The sequence below is a fragment of the Prodigiosinella confusarubida genome, assembly GCF_002847015.1.
Lineage (GTDB): Bacteria > Pseudomonadota > Gammaproteobacteria > Enterobacterales > Enterobacteriaceae > Prodigiosinella > Prodigiosinella aquatilis.
In genome coordinates this window covers 136,131-150,205 of record NZ_CP025085.1, presented here as the reverse complement: position 1 = coordinate 150,205, position 14,075 = coordinate 136,131, and the positions used below count along the sequence as shown (strand labels likewise).

At 51.3% G+C, this 14,075-nt stretch carries 10 protein-coding genes; 4 read left to right on the top strand and 6 right to left on the bottom strand.

Going from position 1 to position 14,075, the window contains the following annotated elements; translation table 11 throughout:
* Positions 1 to 6: 6 nt before the first annotated feature.
* On the top strand, positions 7 to 2,124 hold the full coding sequence (gene malQ / locus CWC46_RS00690) for a 4-alpha-glucanotransferase (protein WP_021014117.1): 2,118 nt from the start codon (positions 7 to 9) through the stop codon (positions 2,122 to 2,124).
* 196 nt (positions 2,125 to 2,320) lie between these two features.
* On the opposite strand, the gene nfuA is transcribed toward malQ, so the two are convergent.
* Together nfuA and gntX are read right to left on the bottom strand one after the other, a co-directional pair.
* Positions 2,321 to 2,896 carry a Fe-S biogenesis protein NfuA gene (gene nfuA / locus CWC46_RS00685; protein ID WP_021014118.1) on the bottom strand — a complete coding sequence of 192 codons (576 nt, stop codon included), beginning with the start codon at positions 2,894 to 2,896 and terminating at the stop codon, positions 2,321 to 2,323.
* Between the two features lie 59 nt (positions 2,897 to 2,955).
* Positions 2,956 to 3,657 carry a DNA utilization protein GntX gene (gene gntX / locus CWC46_RS00680; RefSeq protein WP_021014119.1) on the bottom strand — a complete coding sequence of 234 codons (702 nt, stop codon included), beginning with the start codon at positions 3,655 to 3,657 and terminating at the stop codon, positions 2,956 to 2,958.
* Between the two features lie 57 nt (positions 3,658 to 3,714).
* On the opposite strand from gntX, the gene bioH reads away from it, so the two are divergent.
* On the top strand, positions 3,715 to 4,488 hold the full coding sequence (gene bioH / locus CWC46_RS00675) for a pimeloyl-ACP methyl ester esterase BioH (RefSeq protein WP_021014120.1): 774 nt from the start codon (positions 3,715 to 3,717) through the stop codon (positions 4,486 to 4,488).
* A 97-nt stretch (positions 4,489 to 4,585) separates the two neighbouring features.
* Here the strand turns inward: bioH and CWC46_RS00670 are convergent, their stop codons facing one another.
* The 4 genes from CWC46_RS00670 to greB form a co-directional block, all read right to left on the bottom strand.
* Positions 4,586 to 6,910 (bottom strand): Tex family protein, encoded by a 2,325-nt coding sequence (locus tag CWC46_RS00670; protein WP_021014121.1) that lies wholly within the window; start codon positions 6,908 to 6,910, stop codon positions 4,586 to 4,588.
* Positions 6,911 to 7,073: 163 nt separating this feature from the next.
* A complete protein-coding gene (gene olsF, locus CWC46_RS00665; protein WP_021014122.1) occupies positions 7,074 to 8,780 on the bottom strand; it encodes a bifunctional ornithine lipid synthase OlsF in 1,707 nt (568 codons plus the stop codon).
* A gap of 225 nt (positions 8,781 to 9,005) precedes the next feature.
* On the bottom strand, positions 9,006 to 10,994 hold the full coding sequence (locus CWC46_RS00660) for an LTA synthase family protein (protein ID WP_021014123.1): 1,989 nt from the start codon (positions 10,992 to 10,994) through the stop codon (positions 9,006 to 9,008).
* Positions 10,995 to 11,111: 117 nt separating this feature from the next.
* Complete coding sequence (greB, locus tag CWC46_RS00655; RefSeq protein WP_021014124.1) at positions 11,112 to 11,594, bottom strand: transcription elongation factor GreB; 483 nt, start codon at positions 11,592 to 11,594, stop codon at positions 11,112 to 11,114.
* Positions 11,595 to 11,959: 365 nt separating this feature from the next.
* Between greB and ompR the strand changes: the two genes are divergently transcribed.
* Together ompR and envZ are read left to right on the top strand one after the other, a co-directional pair.
* Positions 11,960 to 12,679, top strand: a complete 720-nt coding sequence (gene ompR, locus CWC46_RS00650) for an osmolarity response regulator transcription factor OmpR (protein ID WP_001157747.1) — start codon at positions 11,960 to 11,962, stop codon at positions 12,677 to 12,679.
* Positions 12,676 to 14,046, top strand: a complete 1,371-nt coding sequence (gene envZ, locus CWC46_RS00645) for a two-component system sensor histidine kinase EnvZ (RefSeq protein ID WP_021014125.1) — start codon at positions 12,676 to 12,678, stop codon at positions 14,044 to 14,046. The genes ompR and envZ overlap by 4 nt, the downstream gene beginning before the upstream one ends.
* The last annotated feature ends 29 nt before the right edge of the window (positions 14,047 to 14,075 follow it).

Sequence of the window (14,075 nt, the reverse complement as noted above, 5' to 3'; positions counted from 1 at the left end):
AATAAAATGGTACTGAAGGCGAAAAAGGCCGTATCCCAGCAAGTGGGAATTGCGGAGACTTATACCGATGCTTACGGCAATGAACAGGTGATAGCCAGAGAGATTAAAGAAAAACTACTGCAAATACTGGGTGATAGTAACGATAAGCAGGCACCGGTGCCGCCAGTGAAAGTGTTTCGGCAGGGGGAGCAGACAGTGGTGCCGCTGGCAGGTCAAGGCGAATACCATTGGGCGTTCAGTTATGAAAAAGGCGGCATGATCGAAGGCCAGATCACTGGTGGTACAAAGTTGGTACTGCCTGACAATCTTCCTCTGGGATATCACCAACTGACATTGATGCAGAATAATCAGCAATGGTCATGCCGCTTGATTATCGCTCCGCTATGTTGTTATGAGCCCGAACCCCTGGAGCAGGGGAAACGCTGGTGGGGGGTAACCATCCAGCTTTACACCCTGCGCTCCCAGAATAACTGGGGTATTGGTGATTTTGGCGATCTGAAAGTTTTGGTAGAACAGATCGCCAGGCGGGGCGGGGCCTTTGTGGGACTTAATCCTCTGCATTCACTCTATCCGGCAGATCCAGAGGCGGCCAGTCCTTATAGCCCTTCATCCCGTAACTGGCTGAATATCGTCTATATCGATGTGAATCAGGTTGATGATTTCCATCAGAGCGTGAGTGCTCAACAGTGGTGGCAGGAAGAAGAAACACAACGCACGCTGTCTGCTGCTCGTGCCAACCGCTGGGTCGATTATGATGTTGTGACCACATTGAAACTCACCGCACTGCGTCTGTCATTTCAGCATTTTAATCATCGTAGCCAGCTGGATCCGCACATTATTGCATTCCAGCAGTTTGTGAAAGATGGTGGTAAAAGCCTGGAGCAGCAAGCGACCTATGATGTACTGCAAGCTTATCTGAATCATCAGGGTGAAAACTTTATTGACTGGTTGCACTGGCCTGAAGGTTATCGGGATGTACAAGGGGCGGCGGTTAGCGCGTTTCGGCTAAAGCATGCTGACGATATTGCCTTTTATAGTTGGCTACAGTGGTTGGCGCATGAACAACTGGCGGAATGTTTTGCTCATAGCAAGCAACTGGGGATGCCTATCGGTCTGTATCGAGACCTGGCTGTCGGTGTCGCGCGGGGCGGAGTCGATACCTGGCATGACCGGCAAACTTACTGTCTGGAGGCCAGTATCGGTGCACCACCGGATGCGCTGGGCCCGATGGGTCAGAATTGGCAACTTACGCCGATGAGTCCACAGCAGTTACAGCGATATGGTTACCAGCCCTTTATTGATGTGATTCGCAGCAACATGGCCCATAGTGGCGCATTGCGTATCGATCACGTCATGGCGCTGCTGCGTTTATGGTGGATTCCGCATTCAGAACCGGCTGTGAATGGTGCTTATGTCTTTTATCCGGTTGATGATTTGCTGGCCGTATTGGCACTGGAGAGTCAGCGGCAACGCTGTCTGGTGATTGGTGAGGATCTGGGTACGGTTCCAGACGAGATTGTTGGCAAGCTGCATGACAGCAAGATCTACTCCTATAAAGTGCTATTTTTTGAAAAAGATAAGCAGAATCGTTTTCGTGCGCCGGAGGACTATCCCCGCCGGTCGATGGCCACCATTACTACTCACGATCTGGCGACACTGCGTGGTTACTGGCAGGGTGTGGATTTGACACTTGGCAAAGATCTCGGTTTGTACCCGAGCCCCGAGATCTTGCAGGAACAGATAAAGGCGCGTGAAAAAGCGAAACAAGGGCTATTGGATGCCTTGCACGCACATGGATTGTTGCCGCAACGGGTAGGGCGCAATGCCTCGCTAACAACCATGAGCGCTCAGCTTAATCGTGGTGTACAGCGTTATCTGGCTGACAGCAATAGTGCGTTATTGGGTCTGCAAATTGAAGACTGGCTGGATATGGCAACCCCGGTGAACGTACCGGGAACCGGGCGAGGGGAATATCCGAACTGGCGGCGTAAGCTGAGCAGGACGCTGGATTCTGTGTTTGATGACCGCTATCTGGAACGTTTGATCCGCGATATTGATCTGCGTCGCGGTGAATCTATGCCCCGACCAGCGAATAAACGTAAAAAGAAATCAGAAAGCCAGTGAATCGGTAATTGGCTAGCGTCAATCCTGCGAATATTGCATTGCCACTACGGCCGATGAACTAAAAAATAATGTTAATCAATATGTTGTAGCTTAGAAAGATACCTTTTTCGCCAGGATAATAATCCCGATACTACCAACAGCAATCTGTCCCAGGTTAAAGGACAGATTGCTGAGCGGGGACATTTATACAGAAAAATCAGTAGTAGGAGTGTTCGCCGCGCTGGTGTTCAGTGAGATCCCGGACGCCTTTCAGCTCTGGGAATTTCTGTAGTAACTCTTTCTCAATACCTTCTTTCAGCGTGTAATCCACCATGGAACAACCGTTACAGCCGCCGCCGAATTGCAGGATGGCCAAATTGTCATCGGTAATTTCCATTAGTGTAACGCGACCACCATGACCGGCCAATTGCGGGTTAATCTGAGATTGCAGCACGTATTCTACGCGCTCCATCAGCGGGGCATCATCGTCCACTTTACGCATTTTGGCGTTAGGTGCCTTTAGCGTCAGCTGGGAACCCAGTTGGTCGGTAACAAAATCGATCTCGGCATCTTCCAGATAAGGTGCGCTGAGTTCATCCACATAGGCGGACAGTTTTTCGAATTTCAGCTCGGTATCACTAGCTTCAACGGCATCGGGTGGGCAGTAGGACACACCGCATTCCGCATTGGGTGTGCCGGGATTGATAACGAAGACACGAATCTGCGAGCCTTCTTCTTGTTTTGCCAACAGTTTGACAAAATGCTCCTGAGCTGCGTCAGTAATATGGATCATAATATTAACTCAATAGTTGACTATGCTAGTGGGTTATAATACGCCCATCCTGCCCGGAACTACAAGGTGCGGCATAAACACCAAATCTGCACGCAGGACGCACCTTGAGCCAGCAAGACTCGGCTGATTTCGGCGACGGTACTGCCGGTCGTAACCACATCATCCAGCAACACAACCCGTTTCCCCACCAGTGATACGTTACAGTCAAACGCATTGCGTAAATTCCTGCGCCGGGTGGTGGCATCCAGCCCTTGCTGTGGTTGCGTTTTGCGGGTGCGCGTCAAGGCATGGGGAGCATAATCACAGCCTAGCCAGTGGGCTAACGTCGTCGCGAGCAGTTCTGTCTGATTAAATCCTCGCCACCAGTGGCGTTGCTTGTGTAGCGGTACGGTAAACAACATGTCTGGCCTGAAAAAAGTGTCTGGCATACTCAGAAAGTCGTGCCGGTAACGCTTCTGCCACTGTAGCAGGATCAGCCTGGCCAGCACAGGTGCCAGCTCGATACGTCGCTGGAACTTGAACTGTTTGAGCAGCGTATTCACGGGGGGCTGATAGTCGCTGACGAACAGCAGGGCATGCCATGGGGGGGGTTTTTGCAGACAACGACCACAAGCAAGAGATGAAGAACTGGCCGGCAGACCGCAGCGTGGGCAACAGGTCGGTGGTGTTGGTAAGTGACGCAGACAGTGACTGCAAATACCATGATGGCTATGATAGATCGGTTGCTGACACAACCAGCATCGCGCCATGAAAGTGAACATAACCTCTTCCTTGATGAAGATAACATCGCACAACATTTTCGGAGTGGACAATAACGCATGGAGACATTGTATTGGAATACGGAAGGTTCGGGAGATTGCGAACTTGTGCTGCTGCACGGATGGGGACTGAATGCCCAGGTATGGAATGGCATAGTAACGCGATTGTCGCCGCATTTTCGCCTGCATCAGGTGGATCTGCCGGGATATGGACAAAGTCAGGGATATGGCCCGATGCCGTTAGCGGAGATGGCCGTGCATGTCTTGGCGCAGGCACCGCAGCGAGCAGTGTGGTTGGGGTGGTCACTGGGAGGATTGGTCGCCAGTCAAATCGCTTTGATGGCACCGGAGCGGGTTAGCGCGTTGATTACGCTGGCATCATCTCCTTGCTTCAGTGCCGGGACGGACTGGCCGGGTATCAAACCGGAAGTGTTGGCGGGTTTTCAGCAGCAGCTCAGCGACGATTTCCAGCGCACGGTAGAACGTTTTCTGGCGTTGCAAACGCTAGGTACTGATAGCGCGAAACAAGATGCCCGGTTGTTGAAATCAGTGGTAACCGGACAACCGGCCCCCAGTGCTGAGGTGTTGATTGGCGGACTGGAAATGCTACGCCATGTGGATTTACGTCAGCCGCTGGCCGCGCTGCAACGGCCTTTTTTACGTGTTTATGGCGGGTTGGATGGATTAGTGCCGCGGAAAGTAGCGGGTTTGCTGGATGCACAGTTACCGCAATCGACATCAGTTGTGATACCTAAAGCCGCCCATGCGCCATTTATTTCGCACCCAGACATCTTTATTGAGCAGTTGTTGTCGTTTACCCACTCGTTACGCTAGACACTAGTGGGGGCAGTTTTCACTGATCCTCCGGATGTGGCTATATCTGGCTCGCAATTGAAACAGCGGGAATGGTGGCGCCATTCCCGTTTGGTCATCAGCGTTTTTTAAATGCAGCCGCTAGCGCGTCACCCATGACGCTGTTACCTGCCGGTGCGTTGTTCCCACTGCGGGGCCGGTTTTTACCGCCAGGCTGTCGCGGTGGTGTATTGTCCCGAGCCTCACTGCTCCGACGGCTGGTGGCTTCTCCCGGCTGCTCATCCAGGCGCATGGTGAGCGCGATGCGTTTACGTTGCAGATCCACTTCCAGCACTTTTACTTTCACGATGTCACCGGCCTTCACGACTTTGTGCGGGTCGTCTACATAACGGTCGGCTAGCGACGAAATATGTACCAAACCGTCCTGATGCACCCCAATATCTACGAAAGCGCCGAAATTGGTCACGTTGGTGACTGCGCCCTCCAGAATCATACCCGGCATTAGATCATTCATCGTTTCCACACCTTCGGCGAAGCTGGCGGTCTTGAACTCTGGACGTGGGTCGCGCCCTGGTTTTTCCAGTTCTTTCAGAATATCGGTGACGGTTGGCAGACCGAAACGTTCGTCAGTGAAATTCGTCGGTTTAAGGCTGCGCAACGCATTGGCATTGCCCATGATATCCTGCAATTTCTGCTCGGTTGCCGCCAGAATACGCTCTACCAGCGGATAGGCTTCCGGATGAACGGTAGAGGCGTCCAGTGGGTTGTCGCCGTGGTTGATGCGCAGGAACCCTGCACACTGTTCAAAGGCTTTCGGGCCCAAACGGCTGACCTTTAACAGTTGATCACGGTTGCGGAAGCGTCCATTTTCATCACGCCAGGCCACCACATTTTGTGCCATCATGCGGGTGAGACCGGCTACACGGGTCAGCAGTGGTACTGACGCGGTATTCAGATCGACGCCGACGGCATTTACGCAGTCCTCTACCACGGCATCCAGTTTTTTCGCTAGCAGGCTTTGGCTGACATCATGTTGATACTGGCCGACACCGATGGATTTCGGATCGATTTTGACCAGTTCGGAGAGCGGGTCTTGCAGGCGACGGGCAATAGATACCGCCCCACGCAAGGAAACATCCAAATCGGGGAATTCCAGCGCCGCCAGCTCAGAAGCCGAATACACTGACGCACCAGCTTCACTGACGATCACTTTCTGTGCCTTGATATCCGGGAACTGTTTTTGGGTATCCAGAAAGAAACGCTCGGTTTCACGCGAGGCGGTGCCGTTACCAATCGCTACCAACTCAACCTGATGCTTGATGCACAATGCGGCGACGGAGGATGCGGCTTTGGCAGTCTGACCGGTGTGCGGATAAATGGTGTCGGTGGCGACCAATTTGCCAGTGGCATCCACCACCGCCACTTTTACACCAGTACGCAGACCGGGATCCAGTCCCATAGTGGCTCGCATCCCGGCTGGTGCCGCCATCAGCAAATCGTGCATATTACGGGCGAAAACGTTAATGGCTTCATCTTCCGCTTTTTCACGCACGCTGCTCATCAGTTCAGTTTCCAGATGCAGTAGCACTTTAATACGCCAGGTCCAGTTCACTACCGCACGCCGCCAATCATCTGCCGGGGCGTTATTGAGACGCAAACCCAGGTGGTCGATGATTATCTGTTCGCAATGGCTTTCACGGGGCGGTTCATCAAATTGCGGATCGGCATTCAGTGATAATTGCAACACGCCTTCATTACGACCACGGAACATGGCCAGCGCTCGGTGAGAAGGAACCTGGGCAATCGGTTCGTGGTGTGAGAAATAGTCGCGGAATTTGGCACCGGCTTCCTCTTTGCCTGCCACCACACCGGAAACCAGATGCGCGTTTTTCCATAGGTAGTTACGCACTTTGGCCAGCAAGGCCGCATCTTCGGCAAAGCGCTCCATCAGGATGTAGCGTGCGCCGTCCAGCGCTGCTTTGACATCCGCCACACCGTTGTCGACATTGATGTAGGTTTCGGCGATCTGTTCCGGTGTCTGGCTCGGGTCATTCCACAGGCTGTCAGCCAGTGGTTCCAGGCCGGCTTCAAGGGCAATCTGCCCCCGGGTGCGGCGTTTGGGTTTATATGGGAGATAGAGATCTTCCAGTTCCGTTTTGTTAAGCGTCGTATTGATGGCGGCAGCCAGTGGTTCGGTTAATTTGCCTTGTTCATCAATCGACTTCAGGATGGTCTGCCGGCGTTCTTCCAGCTCGCGCAGATAGACGAGACGAGTTTCCAACTGACGTAGTTGAGTATCGTCCAGCCCACCGGTAACTTCTTTACGGTAGCGGGCGATAAAGGGAACCGTGTTGCCTTCATCTAGCAACTGAATGGCCGCGCTGACCTGTTCGGTACGTGCCTGTAATTCGCCAGCAATAATCTTGTTTAATACGTTATTCATAATGTTGTCGGGTAGTGAGTCGTTGATTTAAGGATAAAACGCTGGGGGACAGTTATACGTATTGATGACACAAATTGCCAGTTGTATGGCGAGGTGGTTTTTCGTGAACGATCAAAGAAGCGCCCTGCGTTATTGCAGGGCTGGAATGATTATCAGGTATGGATTATGGCGTACAAAATGGCGCGATATAACGTTGATAGCGAGACTCTTTGAGTTTCTGAAGATCCACCAGTACCAGCCCATCAATGCAGTTGTTGAAGTCGGGATCAACACCAAAATCGATAAATCGAACGCCACCGGGTTCACACAATTCAGAATATTGCTTATAGAGCGTAGGGATAGAACAACCCATATTACCGAGAATACTTTTCAGACGGGCCAGATCCTGTTGATAATCAATACCTTCAAATTGTTTCAGCACATCGGGTAATGATGCTGGATAGGGTCGCCGTGACCGGGCCAGCAATTGGTCAGGTGCAAAATGTAGCCGGTAAAAGGCGATTAGCAAATCCCGTGCGGGCGGCGGTAGTGCGCTAGACAGCGAAACCGGGCCAAACAGGTAACGATACTGTGGATAACGGGCCAAATAAGCGCCAATACCCAGCCATAGGTACTCCAGGCCGCGTTTGCCCCAGTATTGGGGTTGGATGAAGCTGCGACCGAGCTCTATACCACTAGCAAGTACCGGATTCATCTCTTCGCCATAATGGAACAAACTATGGCTATAGAGACCGCTCTCGCCTTTTTCGGCAATTAACTGTGCCGTCGGTGTAAAACGATAAGCGCCAACAATTTCCAGATCACTTTCATCCCACAAAATCAGGTGCAGATAGTCATCGTCAAAACTATCCAGATCTCGTCGTTTACCGGAGCCTTCACCCACGGCCCGAAAGGCGATTTCGCGCAGTCGGCCCAGTTCTCTCAGGAGTGGGACATAATCTTCATTACCACGCCGGTACAGATAAACCGTTTTGCCATCCGGTGTGGTACCCAATGTTTCGCAATTCGCCAGCGCTCGCTTGAGCAATATGCGATCTTCTGCCAGCGCGATGGGCTTCTCACCAGAAAAACAACCTGGCTTTCCCTGCCCCAGACGGTAAACATGACGTCGAAAACGGGCGGCCAGATCGTTAGGTTGAAAGTCGCCCTGACTCCAGATGGCGTAAGGAATACGGGCACCAATCTTAATCCGCAGTTTATTACCCTGCTGGAGAAACATTTCCCGCACTAACAGCAGCGTGGACAGTGGTCGATATATCAGCGAGGAGAGATAGAACAGGCCACTGTTGCGACCGCTAATATGAACCGGCACTATTGGCGCCCGTGCTTTGGCGGCCATGCGAATAAAGCCGCTGTGCCAGTGACCGTCACGGATCCCTTTCAGACTGATACGGGAAACTTCGCCAGCCGGGAACAAAATGACGGCACCGTCGTTGCCCAGGTGCTCCTGAATTGCGGCAATTTGATGGCGTTTAGTGCGGTTGCTAAAGTTATCCACCGAGAAAAACAACTGTTTCAGTGGTTCTACGTAAGATAATAGTTGGCTGGCAACAATACGCACATCCGGCCGGACACTGGCGACGGTACGCAGTAGCGCCAGACCGTCGAGTGATCCGATTGGATGGTTGGCGACCATTACCACCGGGCCCTGACTGGGGATGTTTTCCAGATCACCATCGATCATCTCGCAATCAAGATGTAAGTGATCCAGTATCTGCTCAACCAGATCCAATCCTTTCAGATGTGGATAACGTTGGGCAAACTCTTGCATTTCATTTTCGAATAACAGTGTGCGTAAAACCGAGCGTTGCCAGGGTGGCGTGTGGCGATGAGGTGCGACGTCTTGCAGTATGGCATCTAGACTAAACATAAATAGCTCTCCATAACCGACTGACGACACGCTAAGTGATGGAAATGACATCTTTATGTCAAAGTACAAATAATTTTTACCGATAGTAAGCAATTAACAACGCCGCTCTTCCAGACAGGAAAGAGAAGCCTTGTTAATCAGGGAGTAAGCTCAGCATGGAACGCTGTTGCGCGGAAATAATATCAACAGCATGTCTGGCTAGGAGAAACTACACAGACCGGGCATTCAATCCGTAAAGCCTTTCTCCTGAGCGTTGATTTGCCAGCGTAGTAGTGCAGGGTAAGCTGTGCTTTTTTGTTGAATTTCCGGGGGCGTGGTCCGACTTTCACTTTCTACCATCATCGGGTTGGTTGCACTCCAGGGGTAACGAACTGTACTGCCAATAGGCATCGCGCCCTGCGCATCGATCCACAGTACCTGGTTGTAACCAAACGCCCGGCTAGGGTCGTCTTGCGGAGCGAGCATATTCCGGCCACCCAGTGCCTGATAAGGCGTATCGGACAAACTGTAGGCATACAGTGTCGGCATAATGTCCTTATGTGATCCGGGACGGGTGGGATCAAAACGCCAGGCACTGTGCTCCAGTATTGTCTTGGGAATATAAAGATAAAAAGGAACCGCGCGATCCAGAAAGAGTTCGTGCGGAGAGAGTGCTTTTAACCGACGCATCTGATGATCGCCGCTGGCGGCAATTAGCGTTTTCTCACCGCTACCCGAGGCTTTTACCGTCGAAACAAATTCACCCAGCGCATTAGTCGCATACTGGTAAGTTCGGCTGATTTCCTCCTGTTCCTCCTGGCTGACTTCGGCATGGGCCATCATGTCCGGCCCGGCATGTACTGGATTCGGGCGATATGTCGTCGGCACTTTGTACGGGGGATGGTTGGTGATAGTCAGAATACTGATAAACAGCGGCTGTTTGGCCTCAGATAGCAATTTCTCCGCCATGCGGAAGGCATATTCGTCTGGTACGCCCCAGTCGGTTAAAGATTTAGCGGATTCAGGATAAGTTTCCATCAGTGAGCTTTGATCGTAGATCTGATCAACACCCAGGCGCGGCAGATAGTTACCAAAATTGCGCCACATCCGGCTGCCGGACGTGATGAAAATAATCTTGTAGCCCGCTTTTTTGTATGTGGCGTACGGTGTGTCATTCAACGCTACATACTGGGCGGACGAGTGACTGATATTTTGCACCGGACTGTGGAAAAACAGTCCCGCGAAGGATGGCGCGGTACCGTTCCCTTCGGAAACGAAACGGCGGAAAACAAAATCGTTGGTGAAGTGTGGGCGCAAGGCTCCCAGCATGTCGTTATCCGGTAAATGGTCGAAAGCCAGCATGTTGCTTCCCATGCTTTCCATCAGAGCGACAACCACATTAGGCTTGTGTTGCACCAGCCAGGGATTGGCTGGGGTACGTGCGTCCAGCGACGCCAGCCCAGTCTGTTGCAGCAACGCTGCGCCGTCCTGATGCGAGACAGCATTGAAGCTGACATCTTCATCACGGTCGCTCATCGCCCACGCTGATGCCATTAACCCATTGGGAACCAGTTTATTGAGAATAGTAATGGAGGATATCTGTGAGTCATTACGGCGCAGTGGGAAAGTATTCATGCTGCCCCGGATCATGGCAAAAAACAGCATCAGGCTAATCAGTAGATAGCCGGTAAATACGGGGCGGGAAAAAGGCTGTAGCGGGGTTGTCCTCGGGGCAAATGCTCTCTTGCCCAGCCGTACCGACAGCAGACAAAACAGCACAACGGTCAGGAGTGCGATGGCGACGGGATAGTCCTGCCAGATGTTCATTAATACGGCACCGGTATCATCGTCAACCAGCCCGAAAGCGAAAATATCAATGTAGGTATGATAGGTCTGGTAATAGAAATAGTTGCCGATGGCGATAGTGATGGTGATGACGGTGACCAGCCCAAGATAAATCGGGGCCAGACGGCACAGCCAACGCCAACTGGTGGCGTGTAAACTCATCAGCAGACCGAATACTAGTAAAGGTGACAGTAAAATAGAGACGGCGCGTAAATCATAGCGTAACCCGGTCAGCCACATTCGGCTAATGGCATTACCGTGCCCTGCCAACTGCTGTTGATCCGCAAAAGTGTGGAACATGATAAAACGGGCAGCGAGCAAGAGCAGAGTAAGCAGAACAAGTTGCAGCCAAAGTGTCTTGAGCAGAACACGTGAACGCTGTTGATACATGTATTTCCCATTGTGTGAAATGTAGACAAGGGGAGAGATGTTACGCTACTTCGGCAGGGAAAGTCCGGGTAAAACATCTCGAATTCAGAAAAATATGACAGTTGTTCGCTTTTGGGCTCAACAAGTTGGATTTTTATATTCGATTTTATTGATATACCAGATTTTATTACCGGTTGGCGTGGTAACTGATGCTTCTTCATCTACCGATTTTTTCAACAAGGCTCGGGCCATCGGTGAATCGATGGAAATATAATCTTTGCGGCCATAGATTTCATCTGGACCGACAATACGAAAGCGCTTGACTTCACCGGTTTCATTCTCCACCTCTACCCAGGCACCGAAAAAGACTTTGCCATCTTGCTGGGGAGAGTAATCTACCACCCGCACTACCTGTAGGCGTTTACGTAAATAACGTACACGTCGATCTATCTCACGCAACAAGCGTTTATTGTATTGGTAGTCTGCATTTTCACTGCGATCACCCAGGCTGGCCGCCCAGGCTACTTTTTCCGTAATTTCCGGGCGACGTTCTTTCCACAGATAGTTCAGCTCCTGCTGTAGAGCTTCATGGCCTTCTCGGGTGATAAGATCGGTTTTCATATGCTTCGCTGGAATGTAAAAATTATTACTATAGTGTTATATACCCATCATCTTTCAAGTTGCAGATGCGCTGTCTGTTTTCAACCTCCAGTTTTTGGCTTGCGTCAGTGTCTGGGATTCATTCGGTTGTTGTCTGCATGTTGAAATCTGTGGTGTATGGACGCTTGCGATGACGTTAATCGCGAATAAGTTGTTATTTATGGCATGGTTAGCGCACGCAGACAAAGGAAACGTTTGATTACAACGTATTTTTATATTCCTTGTAACAATTTCGCTTAGAATGTATACCAGAAACAATTGTCAGTATGGTGTACGTTTTTGAACAATATTGAGCCCGGCGGTTATTACGTCTTTGGAGAATTAGAATGCAAGAAAATTATAAAATTCTGGTAGTGGATGACGACATGCGCTTGCGAGCGCTGTTAGAGCGTTATCTGACCGAACAGGGTTTTCAGGTACGTAGTGTAGCCAATGCTGAACAGATGGATCGTTTGTTGACGCGCGAGTCCTTTCACTTGATGGTGCTGGACCTGATGCTACCGGGTGAAGATGGTTTGTCTATCTGCCGTCGTCTACGTAGCCAAAGTAATCCTATGCCTATCATCATGGTGACGGCAAAGGGGGAAGAAGTGGATCGCATCGTCGGGTTGGAAATCGGCGCGGATGATTATATTCCTAAACCTTTCAACCCGCGTGAACTGCTGGCTCGTATCCGGGCGGTACTGCGCCGTCAGGCTAACGAACTGCCGGGCGCGCCGTCTCAGGAAGAGGCGGTCATCGCATTCGGCAAGTTCAAGCTGAATCTGGGAACGCGTGAAATGTTCCGTGATGATGAGCCTATGCCGTTGACCAGTGGGGAATTCGCTGTGTTGAAAGCATTGGTCAGTCATCCTCGGGAACCGCTGTCGCGTGACAAACTGATGAATCTGGCCCGTGGTCGTGAATACAGTGCGATGGAGCGTTCAATCGACGTTCAGATTTCACGCCTGCGCCGTATGGTGGAGGAAGATCCGGCACATCCGCGCTACATCCAGACAGTATGGGGGTTAGGTTACGTCTTTGTTCCGGATGGCAGTAAAGCATGAGGCGATGGTATTTTTCTCCACGTAGCTCCTTTGCACGAACGCTGTTGCTAATAGTTACCCTATTGTTTGTCAGTCTGGTCACCACCTATTTGGTGGTGCTCAACTTTGCGATTCTTCCCAGCCTTCAGCAGTTTAATAAAGTGTTGGCTTATGAAGTCAGAATGTTGATGACCGATAAATTGCAGTTGGAAGATGGGACGTCGCTGGAAGTGCCTCCGGCGTTCCGACGTGAGATTTATCGGGAACTGGGCATTTCTCTGTATACCAACGCAGCGGCGGAGGACAGCGGCCTGCGCTGGGCTCAGCACTACAAATTCTTGAGTGAACAGATGGCACAACAGTTGGGCGGGCCAACCGATGTGCGGGTAGAGGTCAGTAAAAATACGCCGGTAGTATGGCTGAAAACCTGGCTTTCACCGGATATCTGGGTGCGGGTGCCACTCACGGAAATTCATCAAGGCGATTTCTCCCCTCTGTTCCGTTATACGTTGGCCATTATGTTGTTGGTGATAGGTGGCGCCTGGCTGTTTATCCGGGTGCAGAACCGTCCGCTGGTGGAACTGGAGCACGCCGCCATCCAGGTAGGTAAAGGCATTATTCCCCCCCCTTTGCGAGAATATGGCGCGTCCGAGGTGCGTTCGGTTACCCGTGCTTTCAATCAGATGGCTTCTGGGGTGAAATTGTTGGCTGATGATCGCACCTTGCTGATGGCCGGGGTGAGTCATGATTTACGCACGCCGCTGACGCGTATTCGTCTGGCGACGGAAATGATGAGCAAGGATGACGATTATCTGGCGGAGTCGATTAATAAAGACATTGAAGAGTGTAATGCCATTATTGAGCAGTTTATCGACTATCTGCGTACTGGCCAGGAAATGCAGATGGAGGTCGCCGATCTAAACACTATTCTGGGTGAAGTAGTTGCTTCCGAAAGTGGTTACGAGCGTGAAATTGACAGCCATTTCTCAGAAGGGGAATTGTTGGTCAGAGCCAGTCCTTTATCCATTAAGCGTGCCGCGCTGAATCTGGTGGTGAATGCCGCCCGTTATGGCAATGGTTGGATTCGGGTCAGCAGCGGGCGTGAATTACAGCGTGCATGGTTCCAGGTAGAAGATGATGGCCCTGGTATTGAACCCGCTCAGCTAAAACATCTGTTTCAGCCGTTTGTCCGTGGTGACAGCGCCCGTAGTACGAGTGGTACGGGACTGGGATTGGCGATTGTTCAGCGGATTATAGACGCTCATAACGGAGGACTGGATGTCGGTACCAGTGAACGTGGTGGATTGAGTGTACGAGCCTATTTGCCATTGACCTTTGAGCCCCCGAAGACGGATCATCCATTGGCGTTGACTCGGGATTCAGATTAAAACACCTGGTTTCCTGATTCCCGTGTCTG